Genomic DNA, 26,925 nt, shown 5'->3' on the forward strand with positions numbered 1-26,925 from the left:
ATATGCCGGCGGTGCCGGGGGCGATAGCCCGGCACCGTTTTAAATATCGTAGGTATGCGCCGCGTTGATCGTCGAGATGAACCGCTTGGTGCGTTCGCGCTCAGGCGCGGTGAAGATCGCTCTGGCGCTGCCCGTTTCCACCACGCTGCCGGCTTCCAGGAAGACGACGTCATTGGCGATTTTCGAGGCAAGCCGGAGATCGTGCGTAGCCATGACCATCGTCGTGCCTTCCCGGGCCAGCTGGCCCAGCACATCGACCACTTCCGCCGACAGTTCCGGATCAAGCGCCGAGGTCGGCTCGTCACACAGAAGCACGCGCGGCGACGGCGCAAGGGCCCGGGCGATTGCCACACGCTGCTGCTGACCACCCGATAAGGTCGAAGGCCAGGCATCGGCTTTGTGCGCCATGCCGACCTTGGTCAGCAGTTCCATGGCGTGTTCGCGCGCCTTCTCCTTCGGCCACTTCAGCACCGTGACCAAACCTTCCATGACGTTTTCGATCGCGGTCTGATGCGGAAAGAGCTGGAAATTCTGGAACACCATGCCGGTCTGACGGCGGATCTTCTGGATCGCCTGCCAGCCGACACGTTTGCCGGGCGCGAAGCTCAACGTCTCCTCACCAAGGCGGATCGTGCCTGATGTCGGGATCTCGAGCAGGTTGATGCAGCGCAAGAGCGTGCTCTTGCCACCGCCGGACGGCCCGACCAGCGCCGTGACGCTGCCCTCGGGAATGCGGATGCTGATATCCTTCAAAATGACGGCATCGCCGAAGCGCTTCTCGATGTTGGAAAGCTCGATCATGCGTTTGCCTCCAGCATGCCGCCATAACGCGCGAAACGACGTTCCAGCCGCACCTGCAGCTGCGAGAGGATGGAGCTGAGGACGAGATAGATCAGCGCCGCCTCGATATAGAGGATCAGTGGCTCGTAGGTGGTGGCGACGATGCGCTGCGCGGCCTGGAAGAGCTCCGGCACGGTGATGGCGGCGGCAAGCGAGGTGTCCTTGACCAGCGAGATGAAGGTGTTCGACAGCGGTGGCACGGCGACGCGGCCGGCCTGCGGCAGGATCGTCCGGCTCATCGCCTGACGCCAGCTCATGCCGATCGAATAGGCCGCTTCCCACTGGCCCTTGGGCACGGAGGAGATGACGGCGCGGATGATCTCGGAGCTGTAAGCGCCGATGTTCAGTGTAAAGCCGATGAGGGCGGCGGGAAAGGCGTCAAGCAGGATGCCGATGCTCGGCAGGCCGTAGAAGATGACGAAGAGTTGCACCAGCAGCGGTGTGCCACGGATGACCCAGACATAGAAACGGGCGATGACCGCGAGAGGTGCCGGACCGAAGAGGCGGGCGATCGCCGTGACCAGGCCGAGGATCAGGCCGAAGGCGAAGGAGAGCAGTGTGAGGGGGATGGTGAAGATCAACCCCGCCCAGAGCAGCGAGGGAAGCGATTCCGCCATCAGTTGGAGCCAGTGCGGCAAGGGATATTCCCTCTCATGGATTGGGTGGTGATATCTCGGAATACCCCTCCCCAACCCCTCCCCACAAGGGGGAGGGACTTAATCTAGCTCCCGCCCCTCACGAAATAGCGACCGAGCTGCAAGTCGAGACGTTTATTTTGGAACGAGGCGCTGCGCCACCAAAGCCCCTCCCCCTTGTGGGGAGGGGTTGGGGAGGGGACTTTTCTTGAACGGAGCTTACTTCGAAACGTCCTGGCCGAAATACTTGTCGGCGATCTTCTTGTAAGTGCCGTCGGCCTTGATGTCGGCGAGCGCCTTGTTGATTGCGGCGAGCAGTTCCGGCTCGCCCTTGCGGATGATGATGCCGGAGTAATCGGCATTTTCCTGCTCGGCGGCGATCTTCACCGGCGCATCCGGCTTGTGCTTCTTGAAGTCGAGGAAGGAGAGGCTGTCGTTGATCGTTGCATCGGCGCGCTTGGTCAGCACGAGCTGGATCGACTGGTCGAAACCGTCGGTGCCGACGAGTTCTGCGCCGGCTTCGGTCGCGATCTTGCCGAAGTTGCTGGTCAGCGACTGTGCGGATTTCTTGCCCTTCAGATCGGCGAAGGTCTTGATGCTGTCATCGTCGTCACGGACGATCAGCACGGCCTTGGAAGCGATATAGGGTTCGGAGAAATCGTATTTCTGCTTGCGGGCTTCGGTGATGCCGACCTGGTTGATGACGGTGTCGTAGCGCTTGGCATCGAGGCCGGCGATCAGGCCATCCCACTTCCCTTCGACAAACTCGGCCTTGACGCCGAGCTTTGCGGCGATCGCTTCGCCGATCTCGACGTCGAAGCCGACGAGCTTGCCGCTTTCGTCATGATAGGTGAAGGGCGCATAGGTGCCTTCGGTACCGATCTTGAAGACGCCTGCCGATTTGATCGCGGCAAGGTTTTCGCCGGCATGGGCGGGCAGGAGGGCCGCAGCCTGAACGAGGGCAGCGGCGGCGAGGGTTTTCAACCAGTTCATTGTTCTATCCATCCTTGTTCTATCCATCCTTGGGAGGTTGTGATCGGATGCGGCATAGTTCGCAGAAAATTAGGGCGTCGGAAGCGAAGAAAACTGCGAATAAAAGCAGCAAGTGCAAATATTTTTCTCAAGCGGCCGATCGGGCCTCGAATTGCCTGGACCATGCCCTTTTGCCCTTCGTTGGTAGGGCTTTATTTCAATAGGTCAGAAAACGTGTGACTGTGCATGTTGCATGCACGATCGTAAGCGTTTATGCACGTTTTGGACGATTCAATTTTCGATCCGGTAGGAACGAACATGCAGGATTTTCTGTTGCGAGAGCGCCAAGGTGTGATTTCCGAGAGGCTGCGGCTGAACGGCCGTGTGCTGGCAGCGGAACTTGCGCTCGAATTCGGCGTCTCCGAAGATACGGTGCGGCGCGACCTTCGCGAGATGGCGGCGGCGGGACTCTGCGAGCGGGTCTATGGCGGCGCCTTGCCGGTCGCGCCGGCCTATGGAAGCCTGACGCAGCGCATCGGCCTTGCCGCCGACCGGAAGCAGGCACTGGCACGGGCCGCGGCAAAGCAGATCGCGGCCGGTCTGACGGTGTTCTTCGATGCCGGCAGCACCAATCTGGCGATTGCTAATGCCTTGCCGGCCGATCTCGAACTGACGGCTGCGACCAATGCGCCGGCGATCGCCGCGGTGCTGATCGACAAGCCCGCCGTCAACGTCATCCTGATCGGCGGCATGGTGGATCGGCAGACCGGCGGGTCGCTCGGCGCCAAGGCGCTGCGGGATATGGGACAGATATCGCCGGATCTCTGTATTCTCGGCGCCTGCGGCGTCGATCTCGAGGCCGGCATCACCGCGTTCGGCTTCGAGGATGCGGAGTTCAAACGGTTCGCCACGTCGAAAAGCAGAAGAGTCCTGGTGGCCGCGACCTCGGAGAAATTCGGCACCGCCGCCCCCCACAGCATCCTGCCGATGGCGCATTGCGAATGCCTGGTTGTCGAGCACGACGCTGACCCGGCCGTCCTTGCCGGCTACCGCGCGCGCGGCTGCAGGACCGTCATCGCCGAGCAAACGAACTGAGACCGCTGTCATAGAGTTTAGAAAAACCGGGCGCGCAAACCCGGCAACGAGGAAAGACCGAGAAATGGACAGTCATGTGAGTGCAGAGCGGGGAGCCAGGAGCGGCTTCATCACCAGAAGCAGGGCGGCGGTTTCCCTGCTCTTTCTCATGAACGGCTTCGTCGTCGGCTGCTGGGCGCCGAAAATCCCGGATTTTGCCGATCGTCTCGGTCTGAGCAAGTTCGAGCTCGGGCTTATGATCATCGTCTTCGGTGTTGGGTCGCTGGTCATGATGCCGATCGCCGGCGCGCAGATCGCCAAACATGGCTCGCGTGTCGTCGTTCGGGCAACCGCCGTTTGCGTGCTGCCGCTGCTCCTGGCTTTGACGCTCGCCCCGAACGTGATCACCGCGGCTATCTCGCTCTTCCTTTTCGGTGGCTTCATCGGCGCCATGGACGTGGCGATGAATGCCAACGCCGTCTCTGTCGAAAAATCCATGCGCCGCGCCATCATGTCGTCCTGCCACGCCTTTTGGAGCCTCGGCGGCTTGATCGGCTCCGGCCTCGGCGGCATTGTCATCGCCAAGCTCGGCATTCTCGGCCATGCCCAGCTGGCGACCGTACTGGCGGCGATCTTCGTTGCCGTCGCCTGGCCGATGATCCTTGCCGATCAACCCCATCCCGACGCCAAGAAGGAGAAGACGAGGCTGCCGATGGTACCGCTGCCGTGGCTGCTCGGCTTGATGGCGCTGTTCTCCATGGTGCCGGAAGGCGCGGTTCTGGATTGGGGCGCGCTCTACCTCCGGCAGGAAATGGATGCGTCGGTCGCCCTTTCGGGTCTCGGTTTCGCAGCCTTTTCGGCGACCATGGCGATCATGCGCTTCGCCGGCGATCTGGTGCGCGATCGCCTCGGAGGCGTCAAGACGCTACGCATCTGCACGCTCTTTGCCATCATCGGCATGTTGCTTGCTGGCCTTGCGCCGGACGCCGAGATCGCCATCCTGGGTTTTGCCCTTTGCGGCATCGGCATTTCCAACATGGTGCCGATCGCTTTCTCGGCGGCAGGCAATATTCCCGGCCTCAAACCCGGCATCGGCATCTCCGTCGTGACGACGATGGGCTATTCCGGCATGCTCGTCGCGCCGTCGCTGATCGGTTTCGTTGCTGAACATATCGGCTTTGCCGTAGTCTTTATGGCGCTGCCGGTGCTGCTGCTGTTCGTTCTCGCGTTTTCGAAGCTGGCCCATTATGCCGACGGAGTTTCCGGGGGCGGCCATTGAGCCGCCTCCAAACAAAAGTGATATAGGGGGCGGTTGACAAGAAAGCGGTCATGATCCACCTGAAAGGCACCATTTCTAAATCGCGGCGCAATCTTTTCAGATTCGCTTGCCGTGCTTTGGAACTTTGTTTTACGCATGTCGTCATCGCAAAACCGCTGCGCACTGACATGCCTAGGGGTGCAAGAGCTTCCGATGTTGTCAGCCGCCGATTTTGATCCGAAACCGCGCCGCGCTTCCGTTGCCGTCGATGTCGGCGGCGTCATCGTCGGCGGCGGCGCGCCGATCGTCGTGCAATCCATGACGAACACCGATACGGCGGATATCGATTCGACCGTCGCCCAGGTCGCGGCCCTCCACCGGGCAGGCTCGGAGCTGGTGCGCATCACCGTCGACCGCGACGAGAGTGCGGCTGCCGTGCCGAAGATCCGTGAGCGGCTGCTGCGGCTCGGCATGGACGTGCCGCTGATCGGCGACTTCCACTATATCGGTCACAAGCTGCTCGCCGATCACCCGGCCTGCGCCGAGGCGCTGGCGAAATACCGCATCAATCCCGGCAATGTCGGTTTCAAGGACAAGAAGGACAAGCAGTTCGCCGAGATCATCGAGATGGCGATCCGCTACGACAAGCCGGTGCGCATCGGCGTCAACTGGGGCTCGCTCGATCAGGACCTGTTGACGGCGCTGATGGATGAGAACGCTGCAGCCGGCTCGCCGCTCTCGGCCCGGCAGGTGACGCGCGAGGCGATCGTGCAGTCGGCGCTGCTGTCGGCGGCGCTTGCCGAGGAAATCGGCCTGCCGCGCAACCGCATCATCCTCTCGGCCAAGGTCAGCCAGGTGCAGGATCTGATCGCCGTCAATTCCATGCTCGCCGAGCGCTCCAACCATGCGCTGCATCTCGGCCTCACCGAAGCCGGCATGGGCAGCAAGGGCATCGTCGCCTCGTCGGCGGCGATGGGCTTCGTGCTGCAGCATGGCATCGGCGATACGATCCGCGTGTCGTTGACGCCCGAGCCGAACGGCGACCGTACGCGTGAAGTCCAGGTGGCGCAGGAAATCCTGCAGGTTATGGGCTTCCGCCAGTTCGTGCCTGTCGTTGCCGCCTGTCCGGGCTGCGGGCGCACGACGTCAACGGTGTTTCAGGAATTGGCCCAGAACATCCAGAACGATATCCGCAAGAACATGCCGGTCTGGCGCGATAAATATCCCGGCGTCGAAGCGCTGAATGTCGCCGTCATGGGCTGCATCGTCAACGGACCGGGCGAAAGCAAGCACGCCGATATCGGCATTTCGCTTCCCGGCACCGGCGAGACGCCGGCCGCACCCGTTTTCATCGACGGCAAGAAGGCGCTGACGCTGCGCGGCCCCAATATCGCCGCTGATTTCGAAGCACTTGTCGTCGATTATATCGAGAAGCGCTTCGGCCAGCGGACAGCGGCGGAATGAAGACCGGCGTGTTTGGATGAGCCGGTACTGGTCTCCCATTGTCAGCAAGCTTCGGCCATATGTCGCGGGGGAGCAGCCACGCATTCCCGGCCTGATCAAGCTTAACACCAACGAGAATCCCTACGGGCCGTCTCCGACGGCGCTTGAGGCGATCCGGCAAGCGGCGGACGATCGTCTGCGGCTCTATCCCGATCCGACTGCGACGGAACTGCGCGAGGCGATCGCCGCCCGTTTCGGTCTGGAAAAAGATGAAGTCTTCGTCGGCAACGGCTCCGACGAGGTGCTCGCTCATACGTTTCAGGCGCTGCTGAAACACGAGCTGCCGCTTCTCTATCCGGATGTCTGCTATCCGTTCTATCCAGCCTATAGCCTGCTATACGACGTCGAAACGATCGAAGTGCCCGTCGACGACGGGTTGCGGATCCGGCCGGGGGGTTACGACAGGCCGTGCGGCGCGATTATCATCGCCAATCCGAATGCGCCGACCGGCATCGGCCTGCCGCGTGCCGACATCGAAGCGCTTGTCGCCGCCCATCCGGATGCGGTCGTGGCGATCGACGAGGCCTATGTCGATTTCGGGGGTGAAAGCGCTGTCCCGCTCATTTCCAGATATCCCAATCTGCTTGTCATTCAGACCTTGTCGAAATCCCGCTCGCTTGCGGGTCTGCGCGTCGGTATTGCGCTGGGGCAGCGGGAGCTGATCGAGGCGCTGGTGCGCGTCAAGGACAGCTTCAACTCCTATCCGCTCGATCGCCTGGCGCAGGTCGCCGCGGCGGCGGCGATCAAGGACGAGGCGTGGTTCGAGACGTGCCGGAAGAAGCTCATCGCCAGCCGGGACGGCCTCGTCCGGGAACTCGAAGCGCTGAAGTTCCAAGTGCTGCCGTCTCAGGCGAATTTCGTTTTCGCGAGGCACGTTAGCCGGCCGGGTGCCGCGCTTCAAACGGCGCTGCGCGAGCGCGGCGTCCTCGTCCGGCATTTCGCCAAGCCGCGCATTTCGGAATTCCTGCGCATCAGCATCGGCACGGATGAGGAATGCGCCCGTCTGGTGTTCGCTCTCAAGGAAATATTGTCGGCCTGATCAGTCAGTTAGTTTTTCCGGTCGGCGATGAAATGCGCCGCGGCGATGAGGGTCGATGCGCGGGCGCCGTAGGGAGCCAGCAGCGCCTCGGCGTCGGCGACATGCCGGCGGAGCTCGGTCTCGGCCCAGTCCATGCCATGCAGCGCCACGAGCGTTCCCTTGCCTCGGGCCGCATCCTTGCCGGTCGCCTTGCCCATGGTTGCGGCATCCGAGGTCAGGTCGAGAATGTCGTCGGCGAGCTGGAAGGCAAGGCCGATCTTTTCGCCGAACGCGCGCAGGCGACGGCGATCGTCCTGCGGGCTTCCCGCGATGATGGCGCCTGCCTCGCAGCCGAAGCGGATCAGCGCGCCCGTTTTCATCGCCTGCAGGCGGATAATGCCGGCCTCGTCAGGAGCCTGTCTTTCCGCCGCCAGATCGAGCGCCTGGCCGCCGGCCATGCCGCCGAGACCGGCGGCGCGCGCAAGAGCCAGAACCAGCGATGCCTTGCTGGCATCGGGAAGTGCCGTTTGCGGTGCTGCGACAATATCGAAGGCGTAGGTCAGCAGGCTGTCGCCGGCGAGGATCGCGGTGGCTTCATCGAACTTGATGTGCACCGTCGGTTTGCCGCGGCGCATGTCGTCGTCGTCCATGGCCGGCAGATCGTCATGCACGAGGGAATAACAATGCACGCATTCGAGCGCGGCGCCGATACGAAGGGCGGCCTGCGCATCGCCGCCGAGAAGAGCGGCACTTTCGACGACCAGGAGGGGACGCAGCCGCTTGCCGCCGTTCAACACGGCATAGTGCATGGCGCTGCGCAGGGTCTCGGGCCTGGCGATTTCGTCGGAGAGGGCGTTCGGCGACAGCAATGCGACGAGCAGCGCCTCGATCTCGCGGGCGTTGTTCTTCAGCCTCGTCTCGAAAGTGTCCCGGTTCGCGTCCATCGGCGCTGTTTGGCATGGGGCAAGGGGGCTTGCAACGGAATTGTCGATGGTCGCCGCAAGATTTCCCATGCGCTCTGGCATAAGCGCCTCGCAGGCGTTATGAGAACGACAGGGGAGCGAAGTGGACTGGGGACATTTTGGATATAGCGCCGGAGACAGAGGATATCGCCGACATGCCGGCCCGTCGGCGATGGTTCGAAAATCGGCCTGTGCTGAAGCGCATCGTTCTTGCCCTGTTGGCGCTGGTCGTCCTTCCCTACGTGCTGATCTTTTTGTATCTGCTGCCCTTCATCCACCCGGTCTCGACGCTGATGCTGCGGGATCTCGTGCTGTTGCGCGGTTATGACCGCAGATGGGTCTCGCTGGACGAGATCTCTCCGGTCCTGGTGCAGTCGGTGATGATGTCCGAGGACGGGCAATATTGCTTCCATGGCGGCGTCGACTGGGCCGAGATGCGCATGCTGGTTGTGGATACGCTGAAAGGCCAGGCAACGCGCGGCGGCAGTACCATCCCGATGCAGACGGCCAAGAATCTCTTTCTCTGGAACAGCCGTTCCTTCGTACGCAAAGCGATGGAGCTTCCGCTCGCGGTCTCCACGGATTTCGTGCTGTCGAAACGGCGGCTGATGGAAATTTATCTCAACATCGCCGAATGGGGTCCCGGTATTTACGGCGTCGAGGCGGCAGCCCAGCATCATTTCAAGGTGCCGGCCTCGAAGCTGACGCGGCGGCAGGCATCGCTGCTTGCCGTATCGCTGCCGAACCCGATCGACCGCAATGCCGGCAAACCAGGACGCGGCCTTCGTCGGCTGGCCGGCGTGATCGAGAGGCGTGCGCAGGGTTCCGGCGATTACGTCAAATGCATCTATGATTGAGATCAGAACTTATCGTTAGAAGCGGCAAGCGTCATCTGACATTCTTGGTTCTGCCATATGGGCGATTCAGTCCAGCAGGAGCCCTTGAGTCGCCCATGACCGCCATGACCTTTTCTCCCGAGCTTCTCCTTTATTCGAAGAGGCACAATCCCAGCCCGCCCCCCCATCTCGGTAGCCGTTATCGCAAGGTCGGCGGGTTCCTGCCGGAGGCCGGCAACACCATCGTTTGCCACCCGGTGACGATGCCCGAGGCGCCGCAATTCCTCTTCACGCCGATCTCCAGCCTTCACATGACGCTCTTCGACGGCGTCATCGAGACCATGCGGCGGCAGGATCGCTGGCCGGCCGATCTTCCTCTCGAAACGCCCATCGACGACATGACCGCGCTGCTGGCGGCCCGGCTCGAAGGTTTTTCGATGGCCGAGCCTTTCAGGGTCGCCATCGCCGGAGCACGTCCTTCAGGTTTGCTGGTCGACGGCGCGACGGAGAAGGACCGCAGGATCATGCGCGCCTGGCGCGATGCCTTCGCCGATCTGTTCGGCTATCCCCAGCAGAACCATGCGGACTACACGTTCCACATCACCTTCGCCTATCCGATCGAATGGCTGGAGGACGAAGCCTTGCCGCGCTGGCAGGCGATGCTTGACGAGGTGGTCGAGGATATTCGCCGCAAAATCCCTGTTTTCGAGCTGATGCCGCCGGCATTCTGCGTCTACGAGGACATGAACCATTTCCACGAACTGCTGATCTTTGATTTCCACGCTGAATAGGAGAAGCCCATGGACAGACCGACGCTCTACATCGCCAACAAGAATTATTCCTCCTGGTCGTTCCGGGCCTGGATGGCGCTGACGGGCGGCGGCATCGACTTCGAGGAAGTCCTGATCCCCTTCGACTATCCCGGCGGCAATCCCGACATCAAGGCCATCTCGCCAAGCGGCAATGTGCCGGTCCTGCAGCACGGCGCATTGAAGATCTGGGAATCGCTGGCGATCATCGAATATGCCGCCGAGCTTCATCCCGAAGCCGGCCTTCTGCCGAGGGATCGCGCTGCGCGGGCGCTCGCCCGTTCGGTTTCGATGGAAATGCTGTCGAGCTTCCGGGCCCTGCGCGGCTCCTGCCCGATGAATATCCGCCGGCCGAAGGCCAAGATCGTCTTGCCGGATGGTGTCAACGCCGATATCAGCCGTATCGAGACGATCTGGCGCGACCTCCTGCAGAAATCCGGCGGACCGTTTCTTTTCGGTGCCTTCAGCGGAGCGGATGCGATGTTTGCGCCTGTCGTCAACCGGTTCGACATCTATGACCTCGTCGATCGGGACGACACGCTCGCCTATATGACGACGATGAAGGCGCATCGGGCCTGGCGCAAATGGGAAGAGGGGGCCCGCGCCGAGCGGTGGATCGTGGCGGAAGACGAAGTCTGAGGCAGGAATCATCGCCTCGCAAAAAATATTCGTGGGGACTGGTCAAGGCCGCCCCTTGCATGTATAAGCGCGCAAAATTTCCGAAATCGCGACATGTCCGTTTCGGCCGCCAGTCTGGCCGTGGGGAATGTTTTGCCCGCAAGTGGAGTAAGAGAAATGGCTGTACCGAAGAGAAAAACGAGCCCGTCCAAGCGCGGCATGCGCCGTTCGGCTGATGCGCTGAAGGCTCCGACCTATGTCGAAGACAAGAATTCCGGCGAACTGCGCCGCCCGCATCACATCGACCTGAAGACCGGCATGTATCGTGGCCGCCAGGTTCTGACGCCGAAGGAAAGCGCATAATTTTCCGATTCGGCTTGTCCGATCGAAAGTTTCAAAGGCCGGCGTCACGCCGGCCTTTTGCATTTCGGCGATATAATATTTGCAATGACTTGCGGTGGAGCAACGGTTTACGGCAGTATTCTTCCGGTCGCCAAGGAGAGAGTGCCGATGATAGCCGCCATGCCGCTGATGATTATCCCGTTTATTCTTTACAATCTGGCGATGCTCGGCCTGATGGGCGACGGCGGCATTGCAGCGCTGCAGCACGACATCATTGTGCTGTCCATGCTCTCGGGCGCGATCTGGAGCATGGCGCTCGGTGATCTCTTCATCGTCATAGCGCTCGTCGTGCTCTTCTTCGAAATCCTGAAGGCAAGCAGAAACGGCCCCGGCAACCTCATGAACCACATCTTGTCGATGCTGGTGTTCATCGCCTTCCTGGTCGAGTTTCTGCTCGTCCAGGATGCTGCGACGCAGGTATTCTTCATACTGATGACGATCGCTCTGATCGATGTGATCGGCGGTTTTGCCGTTTCGATCCGAAGCGCCGGGCGGGACGTCTCGATCGGCTTATAGGTTATCGAGCTTGTTCTGAAGGGCGCGGAGCTGTTCCTTCAGCTCGTCGATATCCTTGGCCTCGGCCTTGCGGCTTTCCTTGGCCGCCGGCGGGTTCATGAAAGGCGAGAACATCTGCATTGCCTGCTGAAACAGCTCCGTATTGCGGCGAACCTGGTCCTCTACCATCTGCATCGGCAATTGCAGGTTCTTGCCGAGCGGCGTTTCGCCAAAGGCGCGGTTCACCTGCTCGCGCATCTGGGCCTGCTGTTCGCTAAAGGCGCGCATCGAATGTTCGAGAAAGCTCGGCACGACCATCTGCATCTGGTCGCCGTAATAGGTGATGAGCTGGCGCAGGAAGGAGATCGGGAGCAGTGTGTTGCCGGTCTTCGATTCCTGTTCGAAGATGATCTGGGTCAGCACCGAATGGGTGATGTCATCTCCGCTTTTTGCATCCTGGACGGTAAAATCCTCGCCCTTCTTGACCATCTCCGCCAGATCTTCCAGCGTCACATAGGTGCTGGTGCCTGTATTGTACAGGCGGCGATTGGCGTATTTCTTGATGACTATCTGACCCTCATTCTTCGCCATATCAGTCTCCTGAACCCCCGTCTGATTTATGGATGTTCCTCCACCTCAGACTGTAAACGCAAAAGAAGGCCGGTGACAATCTCTTTGTGCGTTGCGGCAAACCTTTAACAGATCATACGAATTGGCTTTTCGGGCTGTCGCCGAAAAATGCCGGCGGCCGGTCTTCGCGTTTGACTTGTGCTCAAAGCTTTGCCAGTTTCCCCTTATGTAAGTGGGACGAAAAACGAGGAGCCTCCCCATGAGCAATTCATCCGTCGTCATCGCCAGCGCAGGTCGAACCGCAGTCGGTTCGTTTAACGGCGCTTTCGCAACGGTCCCCGCCCATGAACTCGGTGCGGCCGTCATCAAGGGTGCGCTCGCGCGCGCCGGCGTCGAAGCCGGCGAAGTCGACGAGGTGATCCTCGGCCAGGTGCTGGCCGCCGGCGAGGGCCAGAACCCGGCCCGCCAGGCGGCGATCAAGGCCGGTATACCCAAGGAAGCGACGGCCTGGGGCGTCAACCAGCTCTGCGGCTCGGGCCTGCGCGCCGTCGCGCTCGGCATGCAGCAGATCGCCACCGGCGATGCCAGGATCATCGTTGCCGGCGGCCAGGAATCCATGTCGATGGCGCCGCATGCCGTGCATTTGCGCGGCGGCGTCAAGATGGGCGACGCGAAGATGGTCGACACGATGATCAAGGACGGCCTGACCGATGCCTTCCACGGTTATCACATGGGCATCACCGCCGAAAATATTGCGCGCCAATGGCAGCTTTCGCGCGACGACCAGGATCAGTTCGCCGTCGCTTCGCAGAACAAGGCGGAAGCCGCCCAGAAAGCCGGCCGCTTTACCGATGAGATTATCCCTTATGTCATCCAGACGCGTAAGGGCGACGTGACCGTCGACGCCGACGAATATATCCGTCACGGCGCCACGCTGGAGGCGATGGGCAAGCTGCGTCCGGCCTTCGACAAGGACGGCACGGTGACGGCTGCAAATGCCTCCGGTCTCAACGACGGAGCCGCCGCCGCGGTGCTGATGAGCGAGGCCGAAGCGGTCCGCCGTGGCATCCAGCCGCTCGCCCGCATCGTTTCCTGGGCAACGGCGGGCGTCGATCCTTCGATCATGGGCACCGGCCCGATCCCGGCGTCCCGCAAGGCGCTCGAAAAGGCCGGCTGGTCGGTCGGCGATCTCGATCTCGTCGAAGCCAACGAGGCTTTTGCGGCGCAAGCCTGCGCCGTCACCAAGGATCTCGGATGGGATCCGGCCATCGTCAACGTCAATGGCGGGGCGATTGCGATCGGCCACCCGATCGGCGCTTCCGGCGCGCGTGTTCTCAACACGCTGTTGTTCGAAATGAAGCGCCGCGGTGCGAAGAAGGGCCTGGCCACGCTTTGCATCGGCGGCGGCATGGGCGTCGCGATGTGCTTCGAGGCATTTTAATAGAATACGATACGATCCGTCATTGATTGAAATCCCGCCACGCGCGGGCGAAAACACAAGGGGAGCGGAACATGAGCAGAGTGGCTCTGGTCACCGGAGGTACACGCGGCATCGGCGCAGCCATATCCATGGCGCTGAAAAACGCCGGATACAGAGTTGCGGCGACTTATGCCGGCAATGACGAGAAGGCCAGAGCCTTCCACGAGGTCACCGGCGTTGCCGTATTCAAGTGGGACGTTTCGGACTACGCCGCCTGCGGTGAAGGGATCGCCAAGGTTGAAAGCGAGATCGGTCCGGTCGAGATTCTCGTCAACAATGCCGGCATCACCCGCGATGCAATGTTCCATAAAATGACGCCGCAGCAGTGGCACGAGGTGATCAATACCAATCTCACTGGCCTGTTCAACATGACGCATCAGGTCTGGACCGGCATGCGCGACCGTAGCTTCGGGCGCATCGTCAACATCTCCTCGATCAACGGCCAGAAGGGCCAGATGGGCCAGGCGAACTATTCGGCCGCCAAGGCCGGCGATCTCGGCTTTACCAAGGCGCTTGCCCAGGAAGGGGCGGCGAAAAACATCACCGTCAACGCCATCTGCCCCGGTTACATCGGAACGGAAATGGTGCTTGCCGTGCCGGAGAAAGTGCTGAACGAACGGATCATTCCCCAGATTCCCGTCGGCCGTCTCGGCGAGCCGGAAGAGATCGCCCGTTGCGTCACCTTCCTCGTCTCCGACGATGCCGGTTTCATTACCGGCTCGACGCTGACGGCCAATGGCGGGCAGTTCTTCGTCTAGCTCATTTGCGAGCATCGAATTCGATTTCGAAATGATCATGTGGACTGAAAAAGGAGCGCATCCGGCTGGATGCGCTCCTTTTCTGTCCGACATGCCGCCGGGGAGCTGACGGCTGCGGCCGGCAAAGAAAAACGGGCGCCGAAGCGCCCGTTGGGGAAGTCCGATATGAGCTTGCCGGTCAGTAGCGGCAGCGGGCCTCGTAGCGGCGGCCGTAGCGGTCGCGATAGATGCAGTAGCCGCGGCGTTCGACCGACTGGCCGATCAGAGCGCCGGTAAGACCGCCGGCAACGGCGCCGACAGCGGCACCACCCCAGCTGTTGGTGACTGCGCCGCCGATGACCGCACCGGTGCCGGCTCCGATCGCCGTGCCCTGCTCGGTCGCCGTGCAGGATGCGAGAGCGCCTACAAGCGCGCCAACGAGAACAATCTTCTTCATCATGTCGTAACTCCCCAGGTTGTCGGGCTTTAGATGCGGCCCATTAGTACAAGGATAATGATAATGACGAGAACTAGCCCCAAACCGCCGGAAGGTCCATAGCCCCAGCCACGGCTATAACCCCAATTCGGCAGGGCTCCGATCAAGAGCAGAATGAGGATAACGAGAAGTATCGTGCCAAGCATGGTGTGTTTCCTTCATTTCATCCGCAATCTGAATGGACAAGAAACACGCATTGGCGATTTTTGTTCCCGGTTGAGCGCGCGAATTGTGATGCGACGCGATTCATGGTTTGCGATTCGTCTTCCCCGGTAAATTGTCGATATGGTTAAAAAGACATTTAAATACAATATGTTGCTGTGAACAAAACGGGAAGTTTGCAATGTCGCCGATTCGTCGGTGATTCGTTCCGTTTTTGATCGATCCGACCGCGCAAGGGGTTCCCGGGTTAAGGCTGTGTGAATTTCGCCGTCGAAGGATTAACGCGCGCCTGAACGCTCAGACATGAGGATCTGTCGTCTGCCTGCATCTAGCGGCGGATGACGGCGGCGCCACCAGATCTTGCCGTGAACGAAAGGTGAAAGCGAAGCAGTCGGCGATTCGTCTCCGATTCGTTCCGGATTTGGTCGAGGTTAATTTGGGGTGGAATTTGCGCTCGGCAAGAAGCGATGCAGCCCGCCTGCAAGGCGACGGAAATGCGAATGGGACGGAGTCTCGCGATTCAGCATCTAGTGGGAAAAAGTGATTCAAAATCAATACTTAGCCGTGAACAAAAGCTGAATCAGCGGGAGTCAGCGATTCGTCGCTGATTCGTTCTCAGGCTGTTCCGAATCGGAAATGCAGGCGTTCCCGATGACTCGCAAAGGTCGTAATCGCGGAAGCATTTTAAAATCTGCCCTTGCGTTTGCGGCGGCAGCTGTCCATGTGTTCTATGCCTCCGTCGCGAGGCGACAGTTTTCCTGGGGCCGCCTGCCTCATTTGCATGGACCATGACTCTGACTTCGCAGCCGATGATTCTGAGCGGGCGCGGTGTGACCGCGATGCTCGGACCAACCAATACCGGCAAGACCCATTATGCCATCGAGCGCATGGTTGCGCACGGGACCGGCGTGATCGGCCTGCCGCTCCGGCTGCTGGCGCGCGAGGTCTATACGCGGGTGGTGGAGAAGGTCGGCGTGCAGAATGTGGCGCTGGTCACCGGTGAGGAAAAGATTTCGCCGGCCAACGCACGTTTTTCCGTCTGTACCGTCGAAGCGATGCCGCGCGACACCAAGGCCGCTTTCGTCGCGATTGACGAGGTGCAGCTCGCCGGCGATCTCGAGCGCGGCCATATCTTCACCGACCGCATCCTGCACCTTCGCGGCCGCGAGGAGACGTTGCTGCTCGGCGCGGCAACGATGCGGCCGATCCTGCAGCAGCTCCTGCCCGGTATCACCATCGTCGAGCGGCCGCGGCTTTCGCATCTTTTCTATGCCGGGCAGAAGAAGATCACCCGGCTGCCGCAGCGTTCCGCCATCGTCGCTTTTTCGGCCGACGAGGTCTATGCCATCGCCGAGCTCATCCGCCGGCAGCGCGGCGGTGCGGCGGTCGTGCTGGGCGCGCTCAGCCCGCGCACCCGCAATGCGCAGGTCGCGCTTTATCAGGCGGGCGACGTCGAATATCTGGTGGCGACCGACGCAATCGGCATGGGCCTCAATCTCGATGTCGATCACGTCGCTTTCGCCCAGGACAGAAAATTCGACGGCTACCAGTTCCGAAACCTCAATCCGGGTGAACTTGGCCAGATCGCCGGCCGCGCCGGGCGGCACGTGCGCGACGGAACCTTCGGCGTCACCGGCCAGGTCTCGCCCTTCGACGAAGAGCTGGTGCAGCGCATCGAGGGGCATGAATTCGACAACGTCAAGGTCTTGCAATGGCGCACGACCGAGATGGACTTCTCCTCGATCCAGTCGCTGCGGGCGAGCCTCGAGGTCGGGCCGCGCGTGCCGGGGCTGACGCGGGCGCTGCCCGCGGTCGACCAACAGGCGCTTGAACAGCTTTCGCGTTATCCCGAGGTCATCGATCTCGCCGATCGGCCGGCCCGCGTCGAAAAACTCTGGGAGGCTTGCGCACTTCCCGACTACCGGCGTATCACTCCGGCACAACATGCCGATCTTATCTCGACCCTCTTTTCCGATCTCGTCCGCTATGGCACGGTGAACGAGCAGTTTCTGGCGGAGCAGGTTCATCGCTCCGATCGGACAGATGGGGAAATTGACACGCTTTCGGCGCGAATCGCGCAGATAAGGACCTGGACCTACGTTTCGAATCGGCCCGGCTGGCTGGCTGATCCGACACATTGGCAGGAAAAGACGCGGGAAATCGAAGATCGATTGTCCGATGCGTTACATGAAAGGTTGACGAAACGCTTTGTTGATCGCAGGACATCTGTGCTCATGAAGCGCCTGAGAGAGAATGCGATGCTGGAAGCTGAAATCAGTGTGAATGGCGATGTCTTCGTTGAAGGACATCATGTAGGGCAGTTAAGCGGATTCCGTTTCACGCCGGTGGCGGGAACGGACGGACCGGATGCCAAGGCGGTTCAGGCTGCGTCACAGAAGGCGCTCGCGCTCGAATTCGAAGCCAGAGCGGCGCGGATGCATGCCGCCGGCAATAGCGATCTGGCGATCGGCTCGGACGGGTTGATCCGTTGGCTCGGCGACCCGGTCGCGCGGCTTTCGGGCAGCGATCACGTCATGCGCCCGCGAGTGATCCTGCTGGCCGACGAACAGTTGACGGGCAATGCCCGCGATCACGTCGCCGCCCGCATCGAGCGCTTCGTCAATCATCATATCAGCACGGTGCTGAAGCCGCTCGACGACCTGTCGCGCGCCGAGGACCTGCAGGGGCTAGCCAAGGGGCTGGCCTTCCAGCTCGTCGAAAATCTCGGCGTGCTCTTCCGTCGTGACGTGACCGAGGAGGTGAAGTCGCTGGATCAGGAGGCCCGCGCCTCCATGCGTCGCTACGGCGTGCGTTTCGGCGCCTACCATATCTTCGTGCCGGCACTTCTGAAGCCGGCCCCGGCCGAACTGATCACGCTGCTCTGGGCGTTGAAGAACGACGGTCTCGACAAGCCGGGTTACGGTGACCTTATTCCCGTGCTGGCCGCCGGCCGAACCTCCGTCGTGACCGATCCGAGCTATGAGCGGATGTTCTACAAGCTCGCCGGCTTCCGTTTCCTCGGCAAGCGCGCCGTGCGAATCGACATTCTTGAGCGGCTTGCCGATATCATCCGTCCGCTGCTGCAGTGGAAACCTGGTCAGAACAACCGTCCGGAGGGCGCCTATGACGGCCGCCGCTTCACGACGACGACGGCGATGCTGTCGATCCTCGGTGCGACGCTCGAAGACATGGAAGAAATCCTCAAGGGTCTCGGCTATCGCGCCGATGCCGTGAAGGCGGAAGAGGCCTCGGCTCATCTTGCCGCGCAGGACGCCGCTTCGGCGCCTGCCGCCGCTGCGGAAACCTCCGCGGAAGAGACGCTGGAAAAAGCCGATCATGACGACGCCGACGCGTCGGCGGAAGAGGCTGCTTCCGAGCCATCCCCAGCCGAGGCGGCCTCGGCCACAGCCAACGCACCCGCGGCAGAAGCATTCCAAAGCAACCCTGCGGCCGAAGCGGTCGAAACATCCGCCTCGGTGGAGGCTTCGGCTGCCGGCGACGCCGCCGCTGCTTCCGGGGAGGCTGGCGAACCGGCGGAACCGAAGCCGGTTCTTCTGTGGCGCCTCGGCGGCCGTAACGATAATCATCGCCAGGCGCGTGGTCATGGCGAACGCCGCGGCGGCCAGGGCCACGATCGCGGCCAGAACCAGGACCGCGGCGAGCGCAATCGCCGTCCGGGCGGCGGTGAAGGCGGCGAGGGCAATCGCGGCGGCGACGGACGCGATAACAACCGCAACAACCGCGGCAAGGATGGCGGTCGCGATGGCCGGCCGCAGCAGGCAAGGGGTGGCGAGCGCAAGGACCAGCCGCGCGGCGACCGGCAGGACCGTGGCGATCGCAAGGATCGCGGTGAGCGCAATGACCGTAACGATCGCAACAACAATCGCGGCGCACAGCCGCTGCGCTTCGAGGCTAAGCCGCCACGCAAGGAGAAGCCGATCGATCCGGATTCGCCCTTCGCCAAGCTCGCCGCTCTCAAGGAACAGATGAAGAAGTAGTCATGGGCGGGGAGACACAGCCAGCAAGCGGTTCGCGCCAGCGCATCGACAAGTGGCTGTTCTTCACGCGCATGGTGAAGTCGCGTTCGCTGGCGCAGAGCCATGTCCAGTCGGGGCACGTGCGAATCAACGGCGAGCGCTGCAGCCATCCGAGTCAGATGGTCAAGCCGGGCGACCGCATCGAGTTGACGCTGGAACGGCGTGACGTCGTTCTCATCGTACGTCTCGCCGGGGAGCGGCGGGGTCCCTATGAGGAGGCCCGCCTCCTCTATGATGACCAATCCCCGCCGCCGGATGGGGCAAAACGCCTCACCCCCTACGAGCAGGCGATCCGGGCGACCGGGACCGGCCGTCCGACCAAAAAGGAAAGACGCGCAATCGACAGGCTGATGTCGGACGAGGATTAGAAAACTCTGTCTGCGGCGGCGGCTTTTGCAGATCGTTTATCCTTGAAATCCGGCAATAAAGCCGATACGTCACTGACAACCTGCCGGAAGCGTGCTTGCCTCCCAAGCTTGTCCACGCTTCGTCCGGCACGGGGATAGGCGCGACGTTCCAGGTTGCCCGGCCCCATCCGCATGGAAATCCTGGAGTTCTTCATGACCTATGTCGTGACCGACAATTGCATCAAGTGCAAATACACCGACTGTGTAGAAGTTTGCCCTGTCGACTGCTTCTATGAAGGCGAGAATTTCCTCGTCATCCATCCCGACGAATGCATCGATTGCGGTGTCTGCGAGCCCGAATGTCCCGCCGAGGCGATCAAGCCGGATACCGAGCCGGGCCTCGACAAGTGGCTGAAGATCAACACCGAATATGCCAGCATCTGGCCGAATATCACGGTCAAGAAGGACCCGCTGCCGGAGGCCAAGGAGATGGACGGCCAGACCGGAAAATTCGAGAAGTATTTCTCCGAAAAACCCGGTTCCGGCGATTAACACGGCTGCCCGATCGACCGCCGGATTTGGGCGTTTCCGCGATGAAACGTTTTAAATCCTGCGTATCTGATATGGGTGATGTGTGTTGCTCGCATGACTCAGGCGAACCAAATTATTGATTTCCTCATATTTTTATGATAGGTTTCGCCTACTGTTCCATTTGTGGCATGACGCATGCCCAAAACCATCACGAAAGCAAAACCAATCCGTACGCGGTTTCCGTGACATATCAACGCTTTGAGCGCCGGGTCCCCCAGATCGCGCGCAAGAAGTCTTTGCTTTTGCCTGATGGGACCAGAGTGAAGTCACCCGACGGATGCAACCGTCTCAACCGGGCCTGACTGACCCGGCTCCGGCCGCCGCCGGATGCGTAACAGGGAGTTTTTGAATAGAATGACGACTCAGCAGAAAAAACCTTCTACAGCACGTCACGGCTTCAAGACCGGTGAATCGATCGTCTACCCCGCTCACGGCGTCGGTACCATCACGGCTATTGAAGAGCAAGAAGTTGCCGGCATGAAGCTTGAACTTTTCGTTATCGATTTCGAGAAGGACAAGATGCGCCTGAAGGTTCCGGTCGCGAAGGCGATGAGCATCGGCATGCGCAAGCTTTCGGAAACGGATTTCGTCGATCGTGCATTGAAGGTTGTGCAGGGCAAGGCGCGCGTCAAGCGCACCATGTGGTCCCGGCGTGCCCAGGAATATGATGCCAAGATCAATTCCGGCGATCTAATTTCCATCGCTGAAGTCGTGCGTGATCTTTATCGTGCGGAGAACCAGCCAGAGCAGTCCTATTCCGAGCGCCAACTCTACGAGGCTGCGCTGGACCGCATGGCGCGCGAAATCGCCGCTGTCAACAAGATGTCGGAAACCGAGGCTGTCCGCCTCGTCGAGACCAACCTCAACAAGGGTCCGAAGCGCGGCAAGGCCATCGAGGAAGACGATTCGCAGGACGAAGCCGCGTAAGGCGACTCTGTTTTTCCTATGAAAAAACCCGGCCTTCGTGCCGGGTTTTTTATTGGAACTTTTTCCCGGCTGGCGCGTTTATCACACGTAATTGCGGACTGCTCGTCGGGCGCTGGCTCGTCGGGCGAACTGCCATTCCGTCAATGTTCGGTGAGGAGCGGATCATGCCTTTTCATTATCGCCCATCCGGCAACGTGAAGAAACAGGTCCGGCCCGGCCGTCTTAGCGGCACATGATGAGAATTAGGGCCTCCCCCTGAAAAGTCCAGGGGTGAGGCCTTCATGCACTCGCAACCCCATTCAGCCCGGGCAGCGATGTTCCGGAAGGTGAGTTTTATTGTTCATTTTGAGGGCGAAGGCCTGTTTTGGGAGATCGAAATGAAGAACATGTCTGCAGATCGGCGCATGATCAAAATCGCGATGGCCGCCCCCTATCTCGCCCGCCAGGAAGAGCACGACCTCGCCACCCGCTGGAAAGATCACGACGATCGGGGTGCGCGCAACCAAATCGCCATGGCGCATATGCGCCTGGTGATCTCCATGGCCGGCAAATTTCGCAATTTCGGTCTGCCGATGAGCGACCTCGTGCAGGAAGGCTATGTCGGGCTGCTGGAGGCCGCCGCGCGTTTCGAACCGGAGCGTGATGTGCGCTTTTCGACCTATGCCAGCTGGTGGATCCGGGCCTCGATCCAGGACTATATCCTGCGCAACTGGTCGATCGTGCGCGGCGGCACGAGTTCGGCGCAGAAGGCGCTGTTCTTCAATCTGCGTCGCCTGCGTGCCAAGCTCGCCAAGGGCGACACGCAACTGACCCTGCAATCCATTCATCAGGAAATCGCTGCCGCCCTCGGGGTCAGCCTTGCCGACGTTCAGACCATGGATGCCAGACTCTCCGGCAACGACGCTTCGCTGCAGGCGCCCTCGGTCTCCGGCGATGCCGAGAGCGCGGAGAAGATGGATTTCCTCGTCAGTGACGACCCCTTGCCGGACGAACAGGTTTCCAACATGATCGACGGCGAGCGCCGCCGCGTCTGGCTCGCCTCGGCGCTGAAACATCTGAACGAACGCGAGATGAAGATCATCAGCGCCCGGCGACTTGCGGAAGATGGCGCCACGCTCGAAGAGCTCGGCGCCGATCTCGGCATTTCCAAGGAGCGCGTGCGCCAGATCGAAAGCCGGGCGATGGAGAAGCTCCGCAGCGCTCTGGTCAGCGCAGATCCGCATATGGCCGCATATGCCTAATCCGCCACTGCTTACAGCATCCTTTGCGCGTCTGAAAAGACGCGCGCCGTAAACATCATTCCCCTCCAGCAGCACAGACTGGCCCGGCGCAAGCCGGGCTTTTTTTACTCGGCTATGATCTTGACGCGATCGCCGGGTGAAACGGCTGCGCCCATGGGCAGGGCGTTGATGAGTTTGAAGAGATCGAGCTTGCGGTCGGTGCCCATCATGCGGGCGGCGAGCGTCGAGATGTTCTCGCCCGGCCGCACCGTGACGACACGGATGCGCAGCGGCCTCAGCGAGGCCGCTTCCGCCGGCGTCATGCGCCGGAAACTCGCCCGCAGAACATTGGCTGTCGGCTCCAGGGCCGCGCTGCCTTTCGGCACGGCGGTGAGGAAACGGAAGATCTGCGCATTGTTGCGGATCACGGTGACATCGAAATCCCAGCGATCGGCGCTGGCGCGTGCGGTGGCGGCTTCCATGCCATTGACGGTGATCTGCTGGATGGTCGACGGATCGAGACCGGTCACCCAGCCGCTGGAGATATAATTGGTGAGGCTCTGGTTCTGGTTGTCGGCGACGCCATCGAAACGGACGGCGATGTCGCTCGGGCCGGTGGCCATCACCGCCTCGACCTTGTTATCGATGTGAAAGTCCGGCGGCACGTCGAAGCGGATGCCGAGACCGCCATGCAGGAAGGTCTGACCGCGCACATAGCCTTCTTCCGGGCTGTCGCCGTAGAGCAGGCCGTCTATGCCGTCGAGATAATAATCGCGGCCCTTATCGCCGACCGAACCTTCCTGGCCGAACGCCCGCGCATGGGTGCGGGCAAGCTCGATGCGCTGGGCGGAATTCGGGTGGCTCGACAGGAAGTCGAGGCTCTGGTCGGCTTCCGGGTCGACCGACATGAAGCGGCTGTAGGCAGCCATGGAATCGAGGAAGCGGGCGGCCGCATAGGGATCGTAGCCGGCTTCGCCAAGCATGCGCACGCCGATGACATCGGCCTGCAGTTCCTGCTGGCGGGAAAAGGCGGCGAGCCGCAGCTTGCCGCGGGCCAGCGCCTGTTTGCCGGCGATATCGCTTGAAAGGACTTCGGCGACGACGCGGCTGGCGATGACCTCCGCCTCTTCGCGCTTCTGCCGCTCGATGCCGTGGTTCGCCGTCACGTGGCCCATCTCATGCGACAGCACGGCGGCGACCTCTGAGGCGTCATTGGCAAGGGCGAGCAGGCCGCGGGTAACGTAGAGGTAACCGCCCGGCAGCGCAAAGGCGTTGATAGCAGGCGAGTTCAAGATGGTGATGCGGTAGGACTGGCTCGGGTTTTCCGACACCGCCGTCAGCGCGCCGGCGATGCGGGCGACGAGACGCTCGGTCTTGGCATCCTTATATTCGCCGCCGTAGCTCGCCACGATGCGCGGATGTTCGCGGGCGCCCATCGCCGCACGCGGGTCGTTCTTCTGCACCTCGTCGACGATCTGCGGATTGGAAGACGGCGAGATGCTCGGCTGATAGGATTGTTCGATCAGCGATTGACACCCGTTCAGCGTCATTGCGATGGCTGAAAGCAACATCAGGCGGCGCGCGAAACGGCGCGGCGCGGAAATGGCATCACTGGAAAGCGCGGGTGATTTCCACGTCGTCAAGCTATCCAGTCTGGTTCTCCGCATCATGTCGCTGCTTTGCCGGTTTGCCGCAAATCGGGACCGGCCTTGGGAACTCAACAGGTGCGCACCCCTGATCTCGCGCTGCACAATAGGCCGATACAAGTCATTGCTGTAGCTGATTTACGCATCGGTTGCATAGCGAGACTCTGTTTAATTGTGGCGCCGTTGCATTTTGGCAATGCCTCAGCCTTGAGGCCTCCCTTCGCTCGGATGAAATTATGGCGAAAGTTCCGTCATGCGGCGCAGATTTGTCGGCGGCACGGAAAAAGAACGGGGCGATTGAGGCAATGGCCGGGGAAACAGCAGAAATGCGCGAAAATCACAACTCTTGATTGTTATTTGGAGAAGGGAACGCTTGCCGTGAGGCATTCCGGTTTTGCCTTTGGGCTATTCCGTCGTTGCCGGTTACAGGTGCTTCGTCTCTGCGGCACGCGGCAGCTGCACCGGCTTCAGCATCACGGCGGCGGCAAGGCCGATCAGGGCAATGGCACAAGAGGTCGTGAACAGCGGCGAGAAGGCGGCGGCATAGAGATCCGCGACGGCCTGGCGGCTAGCTTCGGGAAGGGCGGCCATCTTCGTCGGCGTTAGCTGTTCGATATCGGCAACACCGGCAATGGAAACGCCGGCCTTGCCGAGACCGGAGGCGATGATGGCCCCGTAAATGGAAATGGCGATCGAGGCGCCGCCCATGCGCGAGAGCGTCACCGAGCCGGTCGCGGCGCCGACGTCGCGGGCCGGCGCGGCATTCTGGACGCCGATAACGGGAACCTGCTGGGCAAGGCCGATGCCGATTCCGTGCAACAGCATAATCGCGCCGATGAAGGCGATCGGCGTTCCGGCCTGGATCTGCGACATCAGCGCGAAGGCGACGGCGCTACAGGTAAAACTGGCGATGGCGAAGGGTTTGTAACGTCCCGTCCTGGAGATGATGCGGCCTGCCGACAGCGAACCGCACACCAGACCGCCCGTGAGAAGGATGAAGAAAAGGCCGGCGGCGGAGGGCGAAAGACCCGTCGTCGTCTGCAGGAAGAGAGCGAAGTAATTGACCATGCCGATGGCAATGGCGCCGCCCATGATCGAGATGATCAGCAGCAGGCTGAAGGTCGAATTGCGAAAGAGCTGCAGCGGCACGATCGGCTCCAATGCGCGGCGCTCGACGAAAACCCAGGCGACGGCGCAAACGACCCCGAAGGCGACGACACCAATACTTTCAGGCGAGATCAATGCGCCGAACAGTTCGCTGCTATCGGTGGCGAGCACGATGCTCGTCGCCGTCAGCGCAAGCAGCAGCGCACCGGCATAGTCGATCTTGGGGTGGCGATGCGGTTTGCGGTAAGGCAACATGAAGGCAAGGCCGGCCAGCGCGATGACGCCGATCGGGACGTTGACGAGGAAGATCGAGCGCCAGCCGAAGAGGTCGCTCATCGTGCCGCCGAGCACTGGTCCGATCGCGCCCGACGCCATCAGCACCAGGCTGGAATAGCTCTGATAGCGCGCCCGCTCGCGCGGCTCGAACAGATCGGCGTTGACGGCAAAAATCGATACCATGATGCCGCCGCCGCCGAGGCCCTGCAGCACGCGGGCGGCGATCAGCGTATCCATCGAGACGGCGAGGCCGCAGACTGCGGAGCCGACGGTGAAGATTGCGATCGCCGTCATCATTACGTATTTGCGGCCGAAGAGATCGCCGAGCTTGCCGTAAAGCGGCATGACGGCGCTGAGCGCCAGAAGATAGGCCGAGCCGATCCAGCCGAAACGTTCGAGATGGCCGAATTCGCCGACGATCGTCGGCAGCGCCGTGGACACGATCTGATTATCCAGCGTCGCCATGAACATGGCGGTCATCAGGAAGAAGAAGAGGATAAGCCGGCGACGAGAGTCCGTCACCAGCGGCGCAGGCGCGAGTTGCATGTCCATGGGCGTCGTTCCGATTGGCCGGCTATTTATGTGCTGTTAGCATATAATTGTCAACAGCACATTATTGACGTCGGCATATTCAGTTTCCGCTTCCGCTCTGTTATGGTGTCGTCATGAATGAAACTCTGACCAGCATCCCGTCCAACAGCCCGGCCGAGCCGGACGACGACAACGTGCCTCTCATCGGCCGGAGCATGGCGCGCATGCGGCTGATGACAGGGCGACGGCTGATCGGCCGGTTGGCGATCCAAAGCGCCGCACCGGGCCTCGAGCTTTCGCATCTCGATGTGCTCGATGCCGTGCGCAGGGCACAGCCTGCTGGCGAGGTCACGGTCGGCCTGATCGCGGAGATGCTGCGCATCGATCCCTCACGGGCAAGCCGGGTGGTCGCCGACATGGTCGGACGCAACGTGCTGCGCCGCGAGGCGTCGCAGGCTGATGCGCGGCGTATCGTTGTTGTCATGACCGCGGCGGGCGAGGCCCTGCTTGCGGAGATCCGCGCGCAGAAATTCGCAATCATCTCTCAGATCGTCTCCGATTGGCCTGAAGAGGATGTCGAACGTTTCGCGACGCTGTTCGATCGTTTTATCGAGGGCTACGAGGCGATCTTCCTGTCGCGTGACAAGGATACGCCGGGTTGAGGTGATCCGCCGGTCCTTCGGCCCTTCCCCTCGACCCCCCGTTTGCGCTAAGGGCAATGCCCATGAGCCAATCCACCTTCACCATTCTGCTCGGCGGCGAACTCAGCCTGACGGAGCGTCTGCGCCGTGCGATCGGCGGCAGCCGCTTCATCGCAGCCGATGGCGGCATGCGGCATGCGGCCGCACTCGGCGTGACGCCGGAGCTCTGGGTCGGCGATTTCGATTCGACGCCGGCCGATCTCGAAGGGGCGTTTCCCGATGTGCCGAAACAGCCCTATCCCGTAGCGAAAGCGGCAACGGATGGCGAAATCGCGGTTTCGGAAGCGATCGCCCGCGGTGCACGGCGGCTGATCCTCGCCGGCGCGCTCGGCGGCGAACGCTCCGATCATGCCCTTCAGCATTTGCTGTCGGCTGTCGGCCTGGCGGAGGCGGGTTTCGATGTGCTGCTGACCTCGGGCAAGGAGGAGGCAGTGCCGCTGATTGCCGGCACGATCGAACTCGATCTTCCCAAAGGCAGCCTGTTTTCCGTTCCCGGATTCAGCCCGCTGACCGGCCTTTCGATTGAAAATGCGCGTTATCCGCTCACAGATTTCCACCTGCCTTTCGGCTCGTCGCGCACCATCTCCAACGTGGCGGAAGGCAAGGTTCGTTTTTCGCTCGGCAGCGGCCAGGCGATCGTGCTTGCCCGACCATATGATCTTTCCGGAGTCTGAT

Annotated in this window: 28 protein-coding genes; 18 read left to right on the forward strand and 10 right to left on the reverse strand. The window is 61.4% G+C overall.

What is annotated here, in order from left to right; genetic code table 11:
- Window positions 1-39: 39 nt before the first annotated feature.
- The 3 genes from A7X77_RS16230 to A7X77_RS16240 all read right to left on the reverse strand — a co-directional run bounded on the left by A7X77_RS16230 (window position 40) and on the right by A7X77_RS16240 (window position 2,468).
- On the reverse strand, window positions 40-801 hold the full coding sequence (locus tag A7X77_RS16230) for an amino acid ABC transporter ATP-binding protein (protein WP_064683887.1): 762 nt from the start codon (window positions 799-801) through the stop codon (window positions 40-42).
- Window positions 798-1,478: an amino acid ABC transporter permease gene (locus A7X77_RS16235; protein ID WP_064683888.1), complete on the reverse strand. Its 681-nt coding sequence runs from the start codon at window positions 1,476-1,478 to the stop codon at window positions 798-800. The genes A7X77_RS16230 and A7X77_RS16235 overlap by 4 nt, the downstream gene beginning before the upstream one ends.
- Before the next feature lie 216 nt (window positions 1,479-1,694).
- Complete coding sequence (locus A7X77_RS16240; protein WP_064683889.1) at window positions 1,695-2,468, reverse strand: amino acid ABC transporter substrate-binding protein; 774 nt, start codon at window positions 2,466-2,468, stop codon at window positions 1,695-1,697.
- 297 nt (window positions 2,469-2,765) lie between these two features.
- Between A7X77_RS16240 and A7X77_RS16245 the strand changes: the two genes are divergently transcribed.
- The 4 genes from A7X77_RS16245 to hisC all read left to right on the forward strand — a co-directional run bounded on the left by A7X77_RS16245 (window position 2,766) and on the right by hisC (window position 7,321).
- Window positions 2,766-3,542, forward strand: a complete 777-nt coding sequence (locus tag A7X77_RS16245; protein ID WP_064683890.1) for a DeoR/GlpR family DNA-binding transcription regulator — start codon at window positions 2,766-2,768, stop codon at window positions 3,540-3,542.
- Window positions 3,543-3,606: 64 nt separating this feature from the next.
- Window positions 3,607-4,800, forward strand: a complete 1,194-nt coding sequence (locus A7X77_RS16250; protein ID WP_064683891.1) for an MFS transporter — start codon at window positions 3,607-3,609, stop codon at window positions 4,798-4,800.
- Between the two features lie 192 nt (window positions 4,801-4,992).
- Window positions 4,993-6,243, forward strand: a complete 1,251-nt coding sequence (gene ispG / locus A7X77_RS16255) for a flavodoxin-dependent (E)-4-hydroxy-3-methylbut-2-enyl-diphosphate synthase (RefSeq protein WP_064683892.1) — start codon at window positions 4,993-4,995, stop codon at window positions 6,241-6,243.
- Window positions 6,244-6,259: 16 nt separating this feature from the next.
- Complete coding sequence (hisC, locus tag A7X77_RS16260; RefSeq protein WP_064683893.1) at window positions 6,260-7,321, forward strand: histidinol-phosphate transaminase; 1,062 nt, start codon at window positions 6,260-6,262, stop codon at window positions 7,319-7,321.
- A gap of 8 nt (window positions 7,322-7,329) precedes the next feature.
- On the opposite strand, the gene A7X77_RS16265 is transcribed toward hisC, so the two are convergent.
- The gene (locus A7X77_RS16265; protein WP_064683991.1) at window positions 7,330-8,244 is read right to left on the reverse strand and encodes a polyprenyl synthetase family protein; all 915 of its coding nucleotides are present in this window, start codon (window positions 8,242-8,244) and stop codon (window positions 7,330-7,332) included.
- Between the two features lie 137 nt (window positions 8,245-8,381).
- On the opposite strand from A7X77_RS16265, the gene mtgA reads away from it, so the two are divergent.
- The 5 genes from mtgA to A7X77_RS16290 all read left to right on the forward strand — a co-directional run bounded on the left by mtgA (window position 8,382) and on the right by A7X77_RS16290 (window position 11,443).
- Window positions 8,382-9,119 carry a monofunctional biosynthetic peptidoglycan transglycosylase gene (gene mtgA / locus A7X77_RS16270; RefSeq protein ID WP_197486849.1) on the forward strand — a complete coding sequence of 246 codons (738 nt, stop codon included), beginning with the start codon at window positions 8,382-8,384 and terminating at the stop codon, window positions 9,117-9,119.
- A gap of 95 nt (window positions 9,120-9,214) precedes the next feature.
- Entirely contained in the window at window positions 9,215-9,889 is a 675-nt protein-coding gene (locus A7X77_RS16275; RefSeq protein ID WP_064683894.1) for a DUF1868 domain-containing protein, read from the forward strand.
- A 9-nt stretch (window positions 9,890-9,898) separates the two neighbouring features.
- On the forward strand, window positions 9,899-10,546 hold the full coding sequence (locus A7X77_RS16280; RefSeq protein WP_064683895.1) for a glutathione S-transferase family protein: 648 nt from the start codon (window positions 9,899-9,901) through the stop codon (window positions 10,544-10,546).
- Window positions 10,547-10,702: 156 nt separating this feature from the next.
- A complete protein-coding gene (gene rpmF, locus A7X77_RS16285; protein ID WP_003543812.1) occupies window positions 10,703-10,888 on the forward strand; it encodes a 50S ribosomal protein L32 in 186 nt (61 codons plus the stop codon).
- 147 nt (window positions 10,889-11,035) lie between these two features.
- Entirely contained in the window at window positions 11,036-11,443 is a 408-nt protein-coding gene (locus tag A7X77_RS16290; RefSeq protein WP_064683896.1) for a hypothetical protein, read from the forward strand.
- Here A7X77_RS16290 and phaR read toward each other — a convergent pair.
- Window positions 11,438-12,013 (reverse strand): polyhydroxyalkanoate synthesis repressor PhaR, encoded by a 576-nt coding sequence (gene phaR / locus A7X77_RS16295; protein ID WP_064683897.1) that lies wholly within the window; start codon window positions 12,011-12,013, stop codon window positions 11,438-11,440. The two genes, A7X77_RS16290 and phaR, sit on opposite strands and share 6 nt — an antisense overlap.
- 238 nt (window positions 12,014-12,251) lie before the next feature.
- Here phaR and A7X77_RS16300 point away from each other — a divergent pair, with 238 nt between their 5' ends.
- Together A7X77_RS16300 and A7X77_RS16305 are read left to right on the forward strand one after the other, a co-directional pair.
- Window positions 12,252-13,433: an acetyl-CoA C-acetyltransferase gene (locus A7X77_RS16300; RefSeq protein WP_064683898.1), complete on the forward strand. Its 1,182-nt coding sequence runs from the start codon at window positions 12,252-12,254 to the stop codon at window positions 13,431-13,433.
- Between the two features lie 71 nt (window positions 13,434-13,504).
- The gene (locus tag A7X77_RS16305; protein ID WP_064683899.1) at window positions 13,505-14,230 is read left to right on the forward strand and encodes a beta-ketoacyl-ACP reductase; all 726 of its coding nucleotides are present in this window, start codon (window positions 13,505-13,507) and stop codon (window positions 14,228-14,230) included.
- A gap of 178 nt (window positions 14,231-14,408) precedes the next feature.
- On the opposite strand, the gene A7X77_RS16310 is transcribed toward A7X77_RS16305, so the two are convergent.
- Both A7X77_RS16310 and A7X77_RS16315 read right to left on the reverse strand, forming a co-directional pair.
- Window positions 14,409-14,669, reverse strand: a complete 261-nt coding sequence (locus A7X77_RS16310; protein ID WP_010029962.1) for a YMGG-like glycine zipper-containing protein — start codon at window positions 14,667-14,669, stop codon at window positions 14,409-14,411.
- A 26-nt stretch (window positions 14,670-14,695) separates the two neighbouring features.
- Entirely contained in the window at window positions 14,696-14,851 is a 156-nt protein-coding gene (locus tag A7X77_RS16315) for a DUF3309 family protein (protein ID WP_003543790.1), read from the reverse strand.
- Between the two features lie 804 nt (window positions 14,852-15,655).
- Between A7X77_RS16315 and A7X77_RS16320 the strand changes: the two genes are divergently transcribed.
- Together A7X77_RS16320 and A7X77_RS16325 are read left to right on the forward strand one after the other, a co-directional pair.
- A complete protein-coding gene (locus A7X77_RS16320; RefSeq protein WP_064683900.1) occupies window positions 15,656-18,865 on the forward strand; it encodes a helicase-related protein in 3,210 nt (1,069 codons plus the stop codon).
- A gap of 2 nt (window positions 18,866-18,867) precedes the next feature.
- Window positions 18,868-19,272, forward strand: coding sequence for an RNA-binding S4 domain-containing protein (locus A7X77_RS16325; RefSeq protein ID WP_064683901.1), 405 nt, complete (start codon window positions 18,868-18,870; stop codon window positions 19,270-19,272).
- On the opposite strand, the gene A7X77_RS33095 is transcribed toward A7X77_RS16325, so the two are convergent.
- A complete protein-coding gene (locus A7X77_RS33095; protein ID WP_156668117.1) occupies window positions 19,269-19,466 on the reverse strand; it encodes a hypothetical protein in 198 nt (65 codons plus the stop codon). The two genes, A7X77_RS16325 and A7X77_RS33095, sit on opposite strands and share 4 nt — an antisense overlap.
- Here A7X77_RS33095 and fdxA point away from each other — a divergent pair.
- The 3 genes from fdxA to A7X77_RS16340 all read left to right on the forward strand — a co-directional run bounded on the left by fdxA (window position 19,465) and on the right by A7X77_RS16340 (window position 22,010).
- Window positions 19,465-19,803 carry a ferredoxin FdxA gene (gene fdxA, locus A7X77_RS16330; RefSeq protein WP_011427210.1) on the forward strand — a complete coding sequence of 113 codons (339 nt, stop codon included), beginning with the start codon at window positions 19,465-19,467 and terminating at the stop codon, window positions 19,801-19,803. The two genes, A7X77_RS33095 and fdxA, sit on opposite strands and share 2 nt — an antisense overlap.
- Window positions 19,804-20,196: 393 nt before the next feature.
- On the forward strand, window positions 20,197-20,769 hold the full coding sequence (locus A7X77_RS16335; protein ID WP_011427211.1) for a CarD family transcriptional regulator: 573 nt from the start codon (window positions 20,197-20,199) through the stop codon (window positions 20,767-20,769).
- A 377-nt stretch (window positions 20,770-21,146) separates the two neighbouring features.
- A complete protein-coding gene (locus A7X77_RS16340; protein WP_018244054.1) occupies window positions 21,147-22,010 on the forward strand; it encodes an RNA polymerase factor sigma-32 in 864 nt (287 codons plus the stop codon).
- 104 nt (window positions 22,011-22,114) lie between these two features.
- Here A7X77_RS16340 and A7X77_RS16345 read toward each other — a convergent pair whose 3' ends face one another.
- A complete protein-coding gene (locus tag A7X77_RS16345; RefSeq protein WP_064683902.1) occupies window positions 22,115-23,659 on the reverse strand; it encodes a M48 family metalloprotease in 1,545 nt (514 codons plus the stop codon).
- A gap of 399 nt (window positions 23,660-24,058) precedes the next feature.
- Window positions 24,059-25,570 (reverse strand): MDR family MFS transporter, encoded by a 1,512-nt coding sequence (locus tag A7X77_RS16350; protein ID WP_064683903.1) that lies wholly within the window; start codon window positions 25,568-25,570, stop codon window positions 24,059-24,061.
- 113 nt (window positions 25,571-25,683) lie between these two features.
- Between A7X77_RS16350 and A7X77_RS16355 the strand changes: the two genes are divergently transcribed.
- Window positions 25,684-26,211 carry a MarR family winged helix-turn-helix transcriptional regulator gene (locus A7X77_RS16355; protein ID WP_064683904.1) on the forward strand — a complete coding sequence of 176 codons (528 nt, stop codon included), beginning with the start codon at window positions 25,684-25,686 and terminating at the stop codon, window positions 26,209-26,211.
- A gap of 62 nt (window positions 26,212-26,273) precedes the next feature.
- On the forward strand, window positions 26,274-26,924 hold the full coding sequence (locus tag A7X77_RS16360; protein ID WP_064683905.1) for a thiamine diphosphokinase: 651 nt from the start codon (window positions 26,274-26,276) through the stop codon (window positions 26,922-26,924).
- Window position 26,925 lies beyond the last annotated feature (1 nt).

It is taken from the genome of Rhizobium bangladeshense (assembly GCF_001662075.1).
Taxonomy (GTDB): Bacteria; Pseudomonadota; Alphaproteobacteria; order Rhizobiales; family Rhizobiaceae; genus Rhizobium; species Rhizobium bangladeshense_B.